This window comes from Lentzea sp. NPDC051208, from assembly GCF_040682435.1.
Taxonomy (GTDB): domain Bacteria; phylum Actinomycetota; class Actinomycetes; order Mycobacteriales; family Pseudonocardiaceae; genus Lentzea; species Lentzea kristufekii.
In genome coordinates this window covers 449516-464114 of sequence record NZ_JBFBAW010000003.1, presented here as the reverse complement: position 1 = coordinate 464114, position 14599 = coordinate 449516, and the positions used below count along the sequence as shown (strand labels likewise).

Annotated in this window: 18 protein-coding genes; 7 read left to right on the top strand and 11 right to left on the bottom strand. The window is 68.3% G+C overall.

The features are described from left to right. Window positions 1-67 precede the first annotated feature (67 nt). The 10 genes from AB0M48_RS09700 to AB0M48_RS09655 form a co-directional block, all read right to left on the bottom strand. On the bottom strand, window positions 68-919 hold the full coding sequence (locus AB0M48_RS09700) for a biotin-dependent carboxyltransferase family protein (RefSeq protein ID WP_363837959.1): 852 nt from the start codon (window positions 917-919) through the stop codon (window positions 68-70). After that, entirely contained in the window at window positions 916-1503 is a 588-nt protein-coding gene (gene pxpB, locus AB0M48_RS09695) for a 5-oxoprolinase subunit PxpB (RefSeq protein ID WP_363837956.1), read from the bottom strand. Before pxpB ends, AB0M48_RS09700 begins: the two co-directional genes overlap by 4 nt. Before the next feature lie 82 nt (window positions 1504-1585). Then, entirely contained in the window at window positions 1586-2197 is a 612-nt protein-coding gene (locus AB0M48_RS09690; protein ID WP_266035700.1) for an FABP family protein, read from the bottom strand. 802 nt (window positions 2198-2999) lie between these two features. Continuing rightward, on the bottom strand, window positions 3000-3299 hold the full coding sequence (locus AB0M48_RS09685) for a DUF1416 domain-containing protein (protein ID WP_258946378.1): 300 nt from the start codon (window positions 3297-3299) through the stop codon (window positions 3000-3002). 5 nt (window positions 3300-3304) lie between these two features. Beyond that, window positions 3305-4150 (bottom strand): sulfurtransferase, encoded by an 846-nt coding sequence (locus AB0M48_RS09680; protein WP_363837951.1) that lies wholly within the window; start codon window positions 4148-4150, stop codon window positions 3305-3307. 30 nt (window positions 4151-4180) lie between these two features. Continuing rightward, window positions 4181-4618 carry a DUF4395 domain-containing protein gene (locus AB0M48_RS09675; protein WP_363837947.1) on the bottom strand — a complete coding sequence of 146 codons (438 nt, stop codon included), beginning with the start codon at window positions 4616-4618 and terminating at the stop codon, window positions 4181-4183. Between the two features lie 72 nt (window positions 4619-4690). Further along, window positions 4691-4768: a putative leader peptide gene (locus AB0M48_RS09670; protein ID WP_360045477.1), complete on the bottom strand. Its 78-nt coding sequence runs from the start codon at window positions 4766-4768 to the stop codon at window positions 4691-4693. Window positions 4769-4847: 79 nt separating this feature from the next. Further along, window positions 4848-5255 (bottom strand): thioredoxin family protein, encoded by a 408-nt coding sequence (locus tag AB0M48_RS09665; RefSeq protein ID WP_363837944.1) that lies wholly within the window; start codon window positions 5253-5255, stop codon window positions 4848-4850. Continuing rightward, on the bottom strand, window positions 5252-6070 hold the full coding sequence (locus AB0M48_RS09660; protein ID WP_363837940.1) for a DUF2993 domain-containing protein: 819 nt from the start codon (window positions 6068-6070) through the stop codon (window positions 5252-5254). Before AB0M48_RS09660 ends, AB0M48_RS09665 begins: the two co-directional genes overlap by 4 nt. Continuing rightward, the gene (locus AB0M48_RS09655) at window positions 6067-6789 is read right to left on the bottom strand and encodes an alpha/beta fold hydrolase (RefSeq protein WP_363837936.1); all 723 of its coding nucleotides are present in this window, start codon (window positions 6787-6789) and stop codon (window positions 6067-6069) included. The genes AB0M48_RS09660 and AB0M48_RS09655 overlap by 4 nt, the downstream gene beginning before the upstream one ends. Before the next feature lie 174 nt (window positions 6790-6963). Here AB0M48_RS09655 and AB0M48_RS09650 point away from each other — a divergent pair, with 174 nt between their 5' ends. The 7 genes from AB0M48_RS09650 (at window position 6964) to AB0M48_RS09620 (ending at window position 13908) form a co-directional block, all read left to right on the top strand. Beyond that, complete coding sequence (locus tag AB0M48_RS09650) at window positions 6964-7725, top strand: response regulator transcription factor (protein WP_363837933.1); 762 nt, start codon at window positions 6964-6966, stop codon at window positions 7723-7725. 37 nt (window positions 7726-7762) lie between these two features. Beyond that, window positions 7763-8611, top strand: a complete 849-nt coding sequence (mshD, locus tag AB0M48_RS09645; RefSeq protein WP_363838358.1) for a mycothiol synthase — start codon at window positions 7763-7765, stop codon at window positions 8609-8611. Window positions 8612-8809: 198 nt separating this feature from the next. Beyond that, window positions 8810-9922, top strand: a complete 1113-nt coding sequence (pstS, locus tag AB0M48_RS09640) for a phosphate ABC transporter substrate-binding protein PstS (RefSeq protein ID WP_363837930.1) — start codon at window positions 8810-8812, stop codon at window positions 9920-9922. Window positions 9923-9956: 34 nt separating this feature from the next. After that, window positions 9957-11021, top strand: a complete 1065-nt coding sequence (gene pstC, locus AB0M48_RS09635) for a phosphate ABC transporter permease subunit PstC (protein ID WP_363837927.1) — start codon at window positions 9957-9959, stop codon at window positions 11019-11021. Continuing rightward, on the top strand, window positions 11018-11932 hold the full coding sequence (pstA, locus tag AB0M48_RS09630; RefSeq protein WP_363837924.1) for a phosphate ABC transporter permease PstA: 915 nt from the start codon (window positions 11018-11020) through the stop codon (window positions 11930-11932). The genes pstC and pstA overlap by 4 nt, the downstream gene beginning before the upstream one ends. A 10-nt stretch (window positions 11933-11942) precedes the next feature. Further along, the gene (pstB, locus tag AB0M48_RS09625) at window positions 11943-12719 is read left to right on the top strand and encodes a phosphate ABC transporter ATP-binding protein PstB (RefSeq protein WP_363837921.1); all 777 of its coding nucleotides are present in this window, start codon (window positions 11943-11945) and stop codon (window positions 12717-12719) included. 28 nt (window positions 12720-12747) lie between these two features. Continuing rightward, a complete protein-coding gene (locus tag AB0M48_RS09620; protein ID WP_363837918.1) occupies window positions 12748-13908 on the top strand; it encodes a hypothetical protein in 1161 nt (386 codons plus the stop codon). Between the two features lie 11 nt (window positions 13909-13919). On the opposite strand, the gene phoU is transcribed toward AB0M48_RS09620, so the two are convergent. After that, window positions 13920-14585: a phosphate signaling complex protein PhoU gene (phoU, locus tag AB0M48_RS09615; protein ID WP_319990016.1), complete on the bottom strand. Its 666-nt coding sequence runs from the start codon at window positions 14583-14585 to the stop codon at window positions 13920-13922. Window positions 14586-14599 lie beyond the last annotated feature (14 nt).

The following is a 14599-nucleotide window of genomic DNA, read 5'->3' as shown; positions in this document are numbered from 1 at the left end:
TAGAGATTCCGCGGCGGCTGCCAGTTACGGTATTTGGTCTGGACCACTCCGTCAACGGCGTGCGCGCTCAGTCGACCGGGCGGAACCTGACCTCCGTGCCCGGCCGGGCCTGCCCGAGAAACCGCAGGTGATCGTTGTCCACCACGCCGATGACGGGGTAACCACCCGTCGTCGGATGATCGTTCAGGAAGATCACGGGCTGCCCGTCCGGCGGCACCTGAACCGCGCCGGTGATCATCCCCTCGCTGGGAATCTCCCCGTCATGACGATTCAGCGTGGTTCCGTTGAGCCGCGCGCCGACGCGGTTGCTGCGGTCCGACACCGTCCAGGAACCCTGCCGCAGCTGGGTTTCCGCGTCGTCGAACCAGTCGTCCCGCGGCCCGAGCCGAATCGGGATGACCAACGTCTGCAGCGCGTTGTGCGGCGGCACCACATCGGCACCTTCGGGCAGGTTCGGTGTCCCAAGATGCAGGACGTCGTTGTCCCGCAACGGGTCTGGACCGATTCCGGAGAGCAGGTCGGTCGAGCGGCTGCCGAGTTCCTCGTCCACCTCGATGCCGCCGGACAGCGCCAGGTAGTTGCGCAGACCGGTCTGCGGGGTGCCGATCTCCAGGACCTCGTCCTGCTTGAGGTGGATCGGGTGGTGCGAGTCGGCGAGCCTGCCATCGACGCGGACCTCGGTGGCCGGCCCGGTGACGGCGACCGTGCAGCTCGCATGGGCTTTGAGCGCGAGGCCGCCCAGTAGTAGTTCCAGTCCGGCCGCGCCCTCGGGGTTGCCGACGAGGCGGTTGGCGAGCTTGAGCGACTCCTGGTCCAGCGCACCCGACGGAGGCACGCCCAGGTGCGCGTTGCCGGGCCTGCCGAGGTCCTCGACCAACGCCTGCGGTCCGGTTCTGATGATCGTGACGGTGCGCTTCATGCGACCACGAACCTGACCTGGTCGCCCGGCTGCAGCAGTGCGGGGGTCTCGGCCCTGGCGTCGAACAGCGTGATCTCGGTGCGGCCGATCAGCCGCCAGCCGCCCGGTGTCGGCCTGGGGTAGGCGGCGGTGAACTCGCCCGCGATGCCGACCGAGCCCTGCGGGACCTTGGTCCGCGGGGAGTCGAGCCGCGGCTGCTGGAGTGCTTTCGGGAGACCTGTGAGGTAGCCGAAGCCCGGCGCGAAGCCGCAGAACGCGACCTCGTACGTGGCGGTGGTGTGGAGCCGCACCACTTCGTCCGGGGTGGTGCCGGCTGTCTCGGCGACCAGGGCGAGGTCCGGGCCGTCGTAGATGACGGGGATGGTGATCTCGCGCGAGTGCGTCGTGGGGACCTTGGTGAGGTCGATGGTCTTCAGCGCGTCCCTGACCTGGCTCAGCGCGCCCTTGACCAGCACCGTGCGCGCGGCCGGGACGAGCTCCTCGATGCCGTCGAGCTGTTCGAGGGCTGCGCGGACGGCCGCGACCTCGCTCAGTGAGTCGACCTCGACCAGGAGCGCGTCGGTTCCGCAGCGCCGCAGAAGCATGCACCCATGTTACGGGGAATCGTGGGATTGTTGAACAATCCGACACGCGAATCGTTCAACAATCCAGCGATCCTGGTGCGAGCTAGCCGACGACGCGCTTGAGGTGTGCCGACGCGTGCGGCTGCATCTCCTGGCCCATCATGGCGCGCTCCTCGACGTACGCGAGGTCGCCGTTCACCACGCCGTACAGGCGCTGCGAAGCCTTGACGTCCTTGGCCGTGGCGGAGCGGATGACCGCGTCCGTCTCGAACTCCCAGGAGGTCTGCGTGCGCACCTTGCCGTAGTACAGCTCGACGATGCCCGTGTTGTGCGTCAGCAGGAACTCGATCGTGTCGTCTTCCTGCGGGCGCCAGAAGCCCTGTTCCCTCGCCGCCGGGCGGATGACCTCGCCGGCCTCGTTCAACAGCCACGACCGAGCCTCGTAGACGAGGAACGGCCGGCCGTCGTGGGCGAACGTGATCTGCTGGCCGAAGCGGAACGGGCCGTCGATCGTCGGGTAGACGATCTCGCCCTCGCCTCGCCACACGCCCACCAGCGGCAGGACGCCCAGCAGAGCGTCGTTGAGGTTCGCGCCCTCGCGCAGGTTCGCCGTGTCGCCCGGGACGGGCATGTCGTCGAACTGGGGGAGGTTGCGCGCCCTCGTGGCGGCTGCTCGTTCCTCGGCCAGGCGGATGGCCTCGTCGCCGCTGGTCATCGCTGGTCGGAGTAGAGGCGGTAGACGACGTAGCCGGCGAACCACATTACGGCGATCGTCACTAGCACCAGGAGTCCGGTGAAGATGTGTTCCACGGTGGAGAGGATATCTCGCTGGTGATGACGTGCAGGGTTGTGGTGGTGGAGGACACCGGGGGGGCTGCCGTTGGGGGTGCGTTTGCTGCGGCTGTTGGGGGTGGTCGTCTTGGCTGGTGTGGCCTTGTCTGGCGTGGCCTGTCTGGCGTGGCCTTGCGAGCGGCGACCTTGCGTGCGGCGGCCTTGCGGGCGGTGACCCTGCGGGCGGTGACCCTGCGGGCCGCGACCTTGCGGGTGGTCGCCTTGCGGGCGGCGACCTTGCGTTGCGTGCTTCCCCTGGGGCTCTGCCCCAGACCCCGGCAATCTGATCAGGGGTCCACGCCGCCCGTAGGTAGATGGCACGCCTTTTGCGTTGGGCGGCCGCCGGTTGCTTAGACGGGTGGCGTCGGTGGTGTGTCCCATCACGAGCCGCACCAAGAGCGGGCCACACGTGAGGAGGGGTGTCAAACGGACGAAGAGCGTGTCCGTTTGACACCCCTCCTCACGTGCAGCAAGAGCTGTGGTGCGACTCGTGATGGGACACACCACCCCTCGGTCTTGGCTCAAAGCCAAAGCCAAAGCCAAAGCGAAAGCCAAAGCCTCGGCTTCGCCGTCGGAAGGCTCGCCTGCGGCATCGCGTTAGTGGCGCTTCCGGGACGTGGAAGGCCCCGGCGGTGTTGCACCGCCGAGGCCTTCGTCATACCAACCAGGTCTTGCGACCTGCGGTCTCAGGCGACCGCGATCTCCACCGCGTGCACGCCGGGGCCCGAGGCCGACACGTCGGCCTGGCCGTTGCCGGTGCGGTGCAGGGCGCGGACGGTCCAGCTGCCCGGTGCCGCGAAGAAGCGGAAGTCGCCCTCCGGGGAGGTGACCACCTCCGCGGTGAACTCGCCGGTCGAGTCCAGCAGGCGGACGAAGGCGCCGCCCACCGGCGTGCCGTCGGAGACGACCTTGCCCTCGAGCACGGTTTCGGTGGTGCCCGCGTCGATCGTGCCGCCCTGAGCGGGGGCGCCGCAGCCGTTGGACATGATGATCAGGCCTCCTTGCCGGAACCGAGTTCGATCGGCACGCCGATGAGCGAGCCGTACTCCGTCCAAGAACCGTCGTAGTTCTTGACGTCTTCGTGGCCGAGCAGCTCGCGCAGGGCGAACCAGGTGTGCGAGGAGCGCTCGCCGATGCGGCAGTACGCGATGGTCTTGCGGCTGCCGTCGAAGCCCGCTTCGGCGTAGAGCGCGCGGAGTTCGTCGTCGGACTTGAAGGTGCCGTCCTCGTTGGCCGCCTTGGACCACGGGACGTTCACGGCCGAGGGGATGTGGCCGCCGCGCTGGGCCTGCTCCTGCGGGAGGTGGGCCGGGGCGAGCAGCTTGCCGGAGAACTCGTCGGGGGAGCGCACGTCGACGAGGTTCTTGTTGCCGATGGCCTCGACGACCTCGTCGCGGAACGCGCGGATCGAGAGGTCCTGCTCCTGGGCCTTGTAGGAGGTGGTCTCGCGGACGACCTCCTCCTTGTCCAGGGGGCGGCCGTCGAGTTCCCACTTCTTGCGGCCGCCGTCGAGGAGCTTGACGTTGGTGTGGCCGTAGAGCTTGAAGTACCAGTACGCGTAGGCCGCGAACCAGTTGTTGTTGCCGCCGTAGAGGATGACGGTGTCGTCGTTGGAGATGCCCTTGGCCGAGAGCAGCTTCTCGAAGCCCTCGCGGTCGACGAAGTCGCGGCGGACCGGGTCCTGGAGGTCGTTCTTCCAGTCGATCTTCACGGCTCCGGGGATGTGTCCGCCGTCGTACGCGGTGGTGTCCTCGTCGACCTCCGCGAACACGACGCCGGGCGCCTGGAGGTTCTCTTCGGACCAGGCGGCCGAGACCAGCACGTTCTCACGGCTCATGGGAAGTTGCTCCTGTAGTAGTGCGTGTCGTTATTGCGGTCGAGCGAAGGCTGGTACGTACCTGCGCAGCACCAGGTACATCTCGCACCCGAGGCACAGGCCGAGCGCCGCGTTGAGCAGTGCTGCCACCAGGGCCATGCCGGTCGCCACCATGCCGAGCGTGGTGAGGCCCGTGGCGTAACCGAGGGTGCCGATCAGCGCGAAGACGAAGCCGACTCCCTGGGCGAACCGCAGCGGGGCGGCTTCCTCGCGTTCGGTGGTCGGGGTCAGGCGCGGCTGGATCGCGTAGCGGTAGACGTGACCCCACGGGTTCAGCTTCAGCGAGATGAACGCGCACATCGCGAAGAGCACCGTCTGGGCGGCGAGGAGTCGCCACCAGCCGGTCAGCAACACGATCGCGAGGATGACGGTGGTCATCCAGGCGGAGAAGCGCGGTCCGCGCGGGTCTACAGGGGAGTCTTTGGGCACGACGACCTCCGGGCAAACGGACGAGGGGAACCAGTCCGGCAGAGGTAGCTGATGGGCGTCAAGCAGCCCGGTTCAGCTCGTCGTGCGACACAGGCTGCTGCGCGTGCGGCACAGGTCAACCGCGCGTCGCTTCGTGAGCAGCAGGGTCATGCCAGCGAGGGTAGCCCTCAATCCCTCGGTGCGGGAGGTATGTCCATCTGGTGGAACAACGCAGGTTCACCCGACCGGATTAAGGCAAATGCGGTCGCAGAGCCGCCAGCAACGAGTCGCGTTTCGGCACGCCACCGACTCGCAACAACTCGGTGCCGTCCGACGTCAGGGCGAGCGTCGTGGGGGTGCGCATGACGCCGAGCTTGGTCGTGACGTCCGGGAGGTTCGTGACGTCGAGCTCGGCGTGGGTGAGGCCGTCCGTGCGGTCGGCGAGGTCGCGCAGTACCACCTTCGCGTGCCGGCACGGCGCGCAGAACGTGGTGGAGAGCTGGACCAGCGTCACCCCCGGCGCGAGCAGGTCGCGCACGGGGGCGGGCAGGTCGATCGAGTCCTTCGCGCGGGAGATGCGGCCCTCGCGGACCTTGAGCAGCACACCGATCGCGCCGGCCACGGCCAGCGCGCCCAGCAGCGCCCACACACCGGTCATCGTTGGACCAACGGTACATCCGCGATCTCGCCGGACAGCTTGAACGCACCGCTCTCCACCTCGACGGCGGTAGGCGTGGCACTGAACGGCAACGTGCCCGGGTCGATCTTGATCGCGAGCGCCTGGCGCAGCTGCGGGATGATCTGCTTCAGCGACGCGTCGTCCAGCTCGATGTCGTCGATGTTGATCTGGATGGCACCGCTGGCCAGTGCGATCTGCCCGTACGCGGTGAGCGTGATGACCTTGCCGGCGACGTTGGTCTGGCCGGAGAGCTTCACCGCGGCGGTCGTCTTGGGGGCCAACGGGTCGGCCGGGGTCTGGGTGGCGACGCGGTTGTCCGGCTCGATCGAGAGCTTGTCGAACGGCGTCACCTGGTTGGCCAGCCGGTTCAGGTCCATCGCCTTGATCCGGACGCTGCCCTTGACGGTGTCGATGGTCGCCTTGGAGACGTTGCCCGCGAGCAGGTCCGCGAGTTCGACGCGGGTGTGCAGCAGGTCGGCCTCGACGTCGAGGTCGCGCAGGTCGACGCCCTGCTGCTCGTTGCGGATCGGCACGCCGTACGCGCGGATCTCGACGTGCTGGTAGTCGCCGCGCAACGCCTGCAGGGTGAACGGGAACCCGTTGATGCGCACCGACGGGTCCTCGTTGAGCTGCAGCTTCTCCCGCATCCGCTGCGCGATCTGGTACTCGCCGGCCGCGGCCAGCGCGAAGTCGGCGGCGACGAGCAGCACGCCCAGCACGATCACCGTGATGATGAGGAACTTCCCGCGACGGGACTTCTTCTTTCGCGGCCGTGCGGGGGTCTGCGCAGTCATTCCTCGTCCTCGACGTTAACGGCGATCCATGCCGCCATCCGGTCTACCAGGTCTGGAGTCGCGGCCGATTCGGCGTGCCGCATGCCGGGTTCGATCCACAACTCGGCATGTCCGGAGGACGCGCGGTGCAGCGACCTGGCGTGGTCCACGGAGAAATAGTGGTCCAGGTCACCGTGCACGATCAGCAGCGGGGTCGGCGTGATGCGTCCGACCACCTCGAGCGGACTCTCCGGCGCTTGTACCCAGCTGCCGCCGAGCCGAACCCCGAGCGCCCGTGCGGCGAGCTTGCCGTGCGGCTGCTCCAGCAACCAGTGCACCCGGCGCATGGGAGCGGTCTCCCGCGACCACCACCGCGCGGGCCCGCTCACCGAGACCACGGCGTCCGGCCGGGTCTTCCCCAGGGCCGCGTGCCGCAGGACGATCGAGGCGCCCATCGAGAACCCGACGGTCGCGATTTTCGAGTACCCGAGCTCGCGGGCCTTGAGAACGGCGGCCTCGATGTCGTGGATCTCGTCCGCGCCGACCGTGCAGCGCCCTTCGGAGCGTCCGTGCCCGCGGAAGTCGAACGCCACGACGCCGGCCTTCCGGGCCATCCGGGCGAGCACGCGGGAGACGTACGGCCTGCGCACGTTGCTCGTGAACCCGTGTCCCACAACGAAAGCGAGGTCGCTTTCGCTCTTGTGGTGGACGCCGTGCAGACGCACCCCATCGTGTGACATGGATGTAACAGGCGTGACGCTTGTGGAAACAAGTGTGAGCACGGCTTCTTGACCTGGGACTTTCTCGGGGTGCACCGGTATTGTCTCCGTCATCCGCAGGCAACGGGGCCCGGTCACCGTACGCCGCTGGTCTGGTCATGGTGACCGTCCACGGCCGATTTGGAGGGCGCCGCGATGAGCATCGACGTGCTTCTGCTTACGACAGACCCGGACCCGGAGGCTGTTCTTCCGGCACTGGCTCTGCTTCCCCACGCCGTGCGCCCCTTGCGCCCCGAGGTCTCCGCGCTTCTCGAAGCCGGTCCTCACGACATCGTGCTGATCGACGCCCGCACGGACCTGGTCGGCGCGCGCTCGCTGTGCCGCCTGCTCGACTCGTCCGGTGTGGACGTGCCCGTGGTGGCCGTCGTCACCGAGGGCGGTCTGGTCGCCGTCAACTCCGACTGGTCCGTCGACGAGATCCTGCTGCCGAACTCCGGTCCCGCCGAGGTCGACGCCCGCCTGCGGCTGGTCCGCTCGCGGCGCGGCACCACCGCGCCCGGTGGCGACGGCGCGATCCAGCTCGGCGACCTCGTGATCGACGAGGCCACCTACACCGCGCGCCTCAAGGGCCGCCCGCTCGACCTCACCTACAAGGAGTTCGAGCTGCTCAAGTACCTCGCGCAGCACGCGGGCCGGGTCTTCACCCGCGCTCAGCTGCTGCAGGAGGTCTGGGGCTACGACTTCTTCGGCGGCACCCGCACGGTCGACGTCCACGTGCGACGGTTGCGCGCCAAGCTCGGCCCCGAGCACGAGGCTCTCATCGGCACGGTCCGCAACGTGGGCTACAAGTTCGTGCGCCCGCCGCGTCCCGGCTCGTCGCGCCGTCCGGCCGACGTGACCGAGATGGAGATCGACGACTCCGCCCACGTCCTGGATGAGCGTTTGATCGCGCGGTAGGTTCGCCTGTGTGGCGCAACTGAGCTGGTTCGAGGAGCTGACGGCCGACCAGGCCGCCGAGGTGACGGGTCTGCTGGAGGCCGCCCAGGGCACCGATGGCGTGGCCCCGGTCGGCGAGGCCGTGCGACTGCGGATGCGCCCCGGCGCGACAGGCAGCAGGCACCTCCTCGCGCACCTGAACGGCGAGCTCGCCGGGTACGCGCACGTTGACCTGATCGGTGACTCCGGCGGCAACAAGGTCGCCGAGCTCGCCGTGCACCCGAAGCACCGCCATCAGGGCGTGGGCGAGGCACTGGTGAAGGCGCTCCCGCAGGAGTCCCTGCGGATCTGGGCGCACGGCGGCCACCCGGACGCGGAGAAGCTCTCCGAGAAGCTCGGCTTCCGCAAGGTGCGCGAGCTGCTGCGGATGCGGCTGCGCGTGGAGAACGACCTGCCGGAGCCGAAGCTGCCCGAGGGCATCAGGATCCGGCCGTTCGTCCCGGGCAAGGACGAGGCCGCGGTCGTGTACGTGAACCACCGCGCGTTCGACTGGCACCCCGAGCAGGGCGCGATGTCCATCGAGGACGTTCGCGCCAAAGAGGACGAACCCTGGTTCGACCCCGAGGGCTTCCTGCTCGCGTTCGACGCCGACGACAGGCTGGCGGGCTTCCACTGGACGAAGGTGCACACGCCCGAGCTGGGCGAGGTGTACGTCGTGGGTGTCGACCCCGACCGCCAGGGCGGCGGCCTGGGCCGGGCGCTCACCCTCGCGGGGCTCCGTCACCTGCGCGAACAGGGCGTCAAGGAAGTGATGCTCTACGTCGAGTCGGACAACACCGCGGCGGTCAGGGTGTACACGAAGCTCGGCTTCACCCTCTGGGACGCGGACGTCCAGTACGCCCGGTAGTCAACGTACCGTCACAAAACGCATACGCGCTGGTCACGCCGTCACTCTTTTGGCCGTGTGACCCGTCACTTCCCGTTCGGTGTTCACCTCCCGTTCACCCTGACTAGGCGGTCTGTCCATTCTGGCTACCTACCTTCCGTAGCGAGCGGCGGCGTCCGTCGCGAACCGCTAATGCTTTCCGCAAGGTGGAGGACCAAGGTGAAGATCCAGCGGCACGGTGCCGTTCTCGGCCTCGTCGCGGCCAGCGCGCTGCTGCTCAGTGCGTGTGGCAGTGACAACAACGCGCCGGCGGGTGGTACGAACACCTCGTCGAACGCTGCGTCTGTCCCGGTCGAGTGCGGTGGCAAGACCAAGCTCAACGCCGAGGGCTCCTCCGCGCAGAAGAACGCGGTCGACGCGTTCGTGCAGGCCTACCAGGCTGCCTGCCCCGGTGTGGACCTCGCGTACAACCCCTCGGGCTCCGGCGCGGGCGTGAAGAACTTCAACGCCGGCCAGGTCGACTTCGGTGGTTCGGACTCCGCGCTCAAGGAAGGCGCCGAGGCCGAGGCCGCCGCCAAGCGCTGCCAGAGCAACCCGGCGTGGAACCTCCCGCTGGTCTTCGGCCCCGTCGCCATCGGCTACAAGGTCTCCGGTGTGGACAGCCTCGTGCTGGACGCCAAGACCACCGCCGCCATCTTCTCCGGTGCGGTCAAGAAGTGGAACGACCCGGCCATCAAGGCGCTGAACGGCTCCGCGACCCTGCCGGACAAGGACATCGCGGTCATCTACCGCTCGGACGAGTCGGGCACCACCGACAACTTCCAGAAGTACCTCAAGGTCGCCGGCGGCTGGACCAAGGGTGACGGCAAGCAGTTCAAGGGTGGTGTCGGCGAGGGCAAGGAGAAGTCCGCCGGTGTCGCGCAGGCCGTCGGCTCCATCGACGGTGCGATCACCTACGTCGAGTGGTCGTTCGCGCAGGACAACAAGCTGTCCATCGCCAAGATCGACTCCGGTGCCGGTGCCGTCGAGCTGAACGCCGAGTCGGCCGGCAAGGCCATCGACGAGGCCAAGATCAAGGGTCAGGGCAACGACCTGGTCCTCGACCTCGACTCGATCTACGGCTCCAAGGCCGCCGGTGCGTACCCGCTGCTGCTCGCGACCTACGAGATCGTGTGCTCGAAGGGCTACGACGCCGACACCGCGAAGGCCGTCAAGGCGTTCCTCACGGTGGCCGCCACCACCGGTCAGGCGCAGCTCGCCGACGCCGGTTACGTGCCGCTGCCCAAGGCGTTCCAGGACAAGCTCCTGACCGCCGTGAAGGCGATCGCCTGAGGTTGATGCGAGACTTCGGTTAAACGCTGACGCGATGAAAGATCCCGTCGTGGCCAAGCGCCCCGCCGGTTCCGGTGCAGCCGGAGCCGAGCGGGGCGCAGCGGCTGCTCCCCACGCCTCGGAGGCTCCGATTCCCCCGACACCGGAAGCTTCAGAAACTACTAAGGCACCTCACGTCCGGCCTGGCGACCGCATCTTCCGCGGCCTGGCGACGGGGTCCGGTGTCTTCATCGTCGCGCTCATCGGTGCGATCGGCCTGTTCCTCATCGTGCAGGCGATCCCGTCACTCGGGCTGGACAACGTCAACTTCCTGACCAGCCGCGAGTGGAACACCTCGGATCCGGAGAACCTGCGGTTCGGCATCCTGGACCTGTTGCTGGTCACCGTCGTCGTGTCGATCGTGGCGTTGCTGATCGCCATGCCGATCGCGCTGGGCATCGCCCTGTTCCTCACGCAGTACGCGCCGCGCAACCTCGCCCGGCCGTTCGCGTACGTCATCGACCTGCTGGCCGCGGTCCCCTCGATCGTCTTCGGTCTGTGGGGCCTGTTCGTGCTCGGTCCGGAGCTCTACCCGGTCTCGCAGTGGCTGGTCGAGAACCTCGGCTGGTTCCCGCTGTTCGCCAAGGGCAACGTGAACCTGCAGCTCGGCGCCACCGTCTTCACCGCGGGCATCGTCGTCGCGGTGATGATCCTGCCGATCATCACGGCCGTCAGCCGCGAGGTCTTCGAGCGCACGCCCACGATGCACGTCGAGGGCGCCATCGCGCTCGGCGCGACCAAGTGGGAGGTCGTCCGCACGACCGTCCTGCCGTTCGGCAAGGCCGGTTACGTCAGCGCCTCGATGCTCGGCCTCGGCCGCGCGCTGGGCGAGACCATCGCGGTCATGATCATCCTGAGCACGGCGACCTCGTCGTTCGGCTGGTCGCTCTTCGACGGTGGTGCCACCTTCGCCTCGAAGATCGCCCTCGCCGCACCGGAGTTCAACGACCCGCGCTCAGCCGGTGCCTACATCGCGGCCGGTCTTGTGCTGTTCGTGCTGACCTTCGTCGTCAACGCCATCGCGCGCTCGATCGTCGCCGGCCACAAGGAGTACGAGTGAGCACCAACCTCGCGGACCCCACGCGCCTCGCGACGCCGCCGACGTTCCAGTCCGTCAGCGTCTCCCGGCGGATCAAGAACGGCCTCGCCACCGCACTGGTGTGGGGCGCGTTCCTGATCGCCATCATCCCGCTGGTGTGGGTGCTCTACACCGTGATCCAGCGCGGCTTCCCGGTCATCCTCGACGGGGACTGGTGGCAGAAGTCGCTGTCCGGCCTGCTCGCCCGCCAGGAGGGCGGCGGCGCGTACCACGCGATCTACGGCACCCTGATCCAAGGTCTGCTGTGCGCCGTCATCTCGGTGCCCATCGGCATCATGATCGCGATCTACCTCGTCGAGTACGGCGGCCGGTCGAAGCTGTCGCGGGCCACGACCTTCATGGTCGACATCCTCACCGGTGTCCCGTCGATCGTCGCCGCGCTGTTCGTCTACACGGTGTGGATCACCTACGCGGGCTTCGGCCGCAGCGCGTTCGCCGTGTCGCTCGCCCTGGTGCTGCTGATGGTCCCGGTCGTCGTGCGCACGACCGAGGAGATGCTCAAGATCGTTCCGGACGAGCTGCGCGAGGCCTCGTACGCGCTCGGCATCCCGAAGTGGAAGACGATCGTCAAGATCGTCATCCCGACGGCGCTGTCCGGCATCCTGACCGGCATCATGCTGGCCCTCGCCCGCGTCATGGGCGAGACCGCTCCGGTGCTGGTGCTCGCGGCGTACGCCCCGTACATCAACTACAACCTCTTCGACGGCCCCATGGCGTCGCTGCCGTTGATGATGGTGAACGAGCGCAACAACCCGACGCAGGCGGGCTTCGAGCGCCTGTGGGGCGCGGCGATCACGCTCGTGCTGATCATCACCCTGTTCAACCTGCTGGCGACCGTGATCTCGCGGGCGCTGGCGCCGAAGACGAAGTGAGCGGGCGGACATGGCCAAGCGACTCGACATCAAGGACCTGAACCTCTTCTACGGCAAGTTCCACGCCGTGGAGAACGTCTCGCTCGCGGTGCCGCCGAAGAACGTCACCGCGTTCATCGGCCCCTCCGGCTGCGGCAAGTCGACCGTGCTGCGGTCGCTCAACCGCATGCACGAGGTCGCCCCCGGCGCCCGCGTCGAGGGCAAGGTGCTGCTCGACGGCGAGGACATCTACACGTCCACTGTGGACCCGGTCGAGGTGCGCCGCACCATCGGCATGGTGTTCCAGCGCCCGAACCCGTTCCCCACGATGTCCATTCGCGACAACGTGGTGGCCGGGCTGCGCCTCGCGGGCATGAAGGACAAGAAGAAGCTCGACGAGGTGGCGGAGCGCTCGCTGCGCGGCGCCAACCTCTGGAACGAGGTCAAGGACCGGCTCGACAAGCCGGGCGGCGGCCTCTCCGGTGGTCAGCAGCAGCGTCTGTGCATCGCGCGTGCCATCGCGGTGCAGCCCGACGTGCTGCTCATGGACGAGCCCTGCTCGGCCCTGGACCCGATCTCCACGCTGGCGATCGAGGACCTGATCACGGAGCTGAAGAAGGAGTACACGATCGTCATCGTGACTCACAACATGCAGCAGGCGGCGCGCGTGTCCGACCAGACCGCGTTCTTCAACCTGCTGGGCGTCGGTCAGCCCGGACAGCTGATCGAGGTGGACGACACGGAGAAGATCTTCTCCAACCCCAGCCAGAAGGCGACCGAGGACTACATCTCCGGCCGGTTCGGCTAAATGCGCGGGTTGGACTAAGTTGCTGGGCGTGAGCCCGCAGAGCAAGAGCCGCAAGAAGAAGCAAGGCAAGGCACCCGGCCGCAGGCCCGAGCAGCAGTCCCCGTACGGGGCGCTGCTCGAGTCGGCGGCCGCGGTGCGTTCGGAGTCCTGGTTGCTCGCGGACGCCTGGGCGAGCGAGCTCTACGCGACGCTCTGGCTCGCCGGCTCCGGCACCGCGCCGTTGATCGAGGCGCTGCAGGCGATGGACGACCCCGCGGCGCTCACCGCGTTGCGCGCGCTGGCCGGTGTGGGCTCCGAGGAGAACAGGGCCGCCTCGTCCGCCGCGGCGGAAACCGTTGCGGCGCGCGGCATCGCCGAGCCGGACTGGTACGTCCCCGGCACCGTCCCCGACTTCCGCGACGCCTACCTCGTCACGAACCTGCTGGGCGACGTCGAGGTCATCGCGATCACCCAGGAGCGCGCCGGCGTCGGCGAGACCGTGCTGTTCATGCGCCAGCCGGTGCTCGGCGTCACCGCGATCGAGCTGTTCTCGACGCCGGACGAGGGCACCGTCGCGCTGCTGGAGGACATGATCGCCTCCACGCCCGACGCGTTCCGCGACGAGATCAGCTCCTTGAGCGCCACCGGCGTCTACGACCGCGTGTGGCCCGACATCGAGCAGTTCTGGGCGGACGGCCCGGACGAGGAGGCCGAGGAAGGGCTGATGGGCGAGGAGGACGTGCGCCACCCGGTGCAGCTCATCGCCCTCGCCGATGCCCGCGTGAGCGCGTTGGTGCCTGCGGAGTACGAGATCCCCGCTGCTGGTCCTGACAGGACGGACGAGGTCGTCGACGCGTTCCTGGCTTCAGAGCACGGGATCGCCGACGTCGAGGCCGCGCGGGCGTTCGCGCGCATCGTCGTTTCCGCTGCGGTGGAACAGAACCGGGATCCCGTCGTCTACGGGCCGGCGTCGCTGACCGCCGTGCTGATCCTCAACGTGGCCGCGAAGCTGCACGTGTCCGACGCGGATCTGGCGCTGCTGCCCGAGATCGTGCGGGCGTGGGCGTACTTCACCGTCGACGCACGGGATCTGCCGCGCGACGAGGCGCGGGCGGTGTGGGACGAAGAACTGCCCACCGTGCTCGCCGAGTTCTCCGAGGCTTACGCCGATCCGGAGCTGGTGGCAGAGCGCGATGGGCAGTTTCGCTGATTGAAGGAGCTTTAGAGGTTGTCGTCGCCACCGTAGCCGGGCATCCGGCCGGTGACGACGAAGACCGTGCGCTTGGCGACCGACACGGCGTGGTCGCCGAAGCGCTCGTAGAAGCGGCCGAGCAGCGTCACGTCGACCGCGGCGGGAACGCCGTGCTGCCACTCCTTGTCCATGATCACGGAGAACAGGTGGCGGTGGATGTCGTCCATCGCGTCGTCCTCGTCCTCGAGGCTGCGCGCACGGTCGACGTCCTTCTCGCGGATGATCGACGCGGCCTCGTTCGCGAGCTTGACCGCGATCTGGCCCATCTCGGTGAAGTACGGCTGCACGTCCTCGGGCAGCGCCGACGCCGGGTGCCGGCGGCGCGCGGCCTTGGCCACGTGCAGCGCCAGGTCGCCCATGCGCTCGACGCTCTCGGCGGCGTGGATCACCGCGAGCACGGTGCGCAGGTCGGTCGCGACCGGTGCCTGCAGTGCGAGCAGTGCGTACGCCTGCTCCTCGATGCTGGAGCGGACGTCGTCGACCTTCTGGTCGCCGCTGATGACCTGCTCCGCCAGGCCGAGATCGGCCTGCAGGAGGGCTGCGGTCGCGTTCTGCATCGCCTCGGCAACCATGCCGGTCATGTCGGCCAGCTGGTCGGCGAGCTGTTCGAGCTGGTCGTGGTAGGCCTCGCGCATGGCGCTCAGCCTAC

What these genes read in the sequence shown, in the direction of transcription:
- AB0M48_RS09700 (WP_363837959.1), bottom strand. Translation starts at nt 919, where the DNA reads ATGAAGCGCACCGTCACGATCATCAGAACCGGACCGCAGGCGTTGGTC.
- pxpB (WP_363837956.1), bottom strand. Translation starts at nt 1,503, where the DNA reads ATGCTTCTGCGGCGCTGCGGAACCGACGCGCTCCTGGTCGAGGTCGAC.
- AB0M48_RS09690 (WP_266035700.1), bottom strand. Translation starts at nt 2,197, where the DNA reads ATGACCAGCGGCGACGAGGCCATCCGCCTGGCCGAGGAACGAGCAGCC.
- AB0M48_RS09685 (WP_258946378.1), bottom strand. Translation starts at nt 3,299, where the DNA reads ATGTCCAACGGCTGCGGCGCCCCCGCTCAGGGCGGCACGATCGACGCG.
- AB0M48_RS09680 (WP_363837951.1), bottom strand. Translation starts at nt 4,150, where the DNA reads ATGAGCCGTGAGAACGTGCTGGTCTCGGCCGCCTGGTCCGAAGAGAAC.
- AB0M48_RS09670 (WP_360045477.1), bottom strand. Translation starts at nt 4,768, where the DNA reads ATGACCCTGCTGCTCACGAAGCGACGCGCGGTTGACCTGTGCCGCACG.
- AB0M48_RS09665 (WP_363837944.1), bottom strand. Translation starts at nt 5,255, where the DNA reads ATGACCGGTGTGTGGGCGCTGCTGGGCGCGCTGGCCGTGGCCGGCGCG.
- AB0M48_RS09660 (WP_363837940.1), bottom strand. Translation starts at nt 6,070, where the DNA reads ATGACTGCGCAGACCCCCGCACGGCCGCGAAAGAAGAAGTCCCGTCGC.
- AB0M48_RS09655 (WP_363837936.1), bottom strand. Translation starts at nt 6,789, where the DNA reads ATGTCACACGATGGGGTGCGTCTGCACGGCGTCCACCACAAGAGCGAA.
- AB0M48_RS09650 (WP_363837933.1), top strand. Translation starts at nt 6,964, where the DNA reads ATGAGCATCGACGTGCTTCTGCTTACGACAGACCCGGACCCGGAGGCT.
- pstC (WP_363837927.1), top strand. Translation starts at nt 9,957, where the DNA reads ATGAAAGATCCCGTCGTGGCCAAGCGCCCCGCCGGTTCCGGTGCAGCC.
- pstB (WP_363837921.1), top strand. Translation starts at nt 11,943, where the DNA reads ATGGCCAAGCGACTCGACATCAAGGACCTGAACCTCTTCTACGGCAAG.
- phoU (WP_319990016.1), bottom strand. Translation starts at nt 14,585, where the DNA reads ATGCGCGAGGCCTACCACGACCAGCTCGAACAGCTCGCCGACCAGCTG.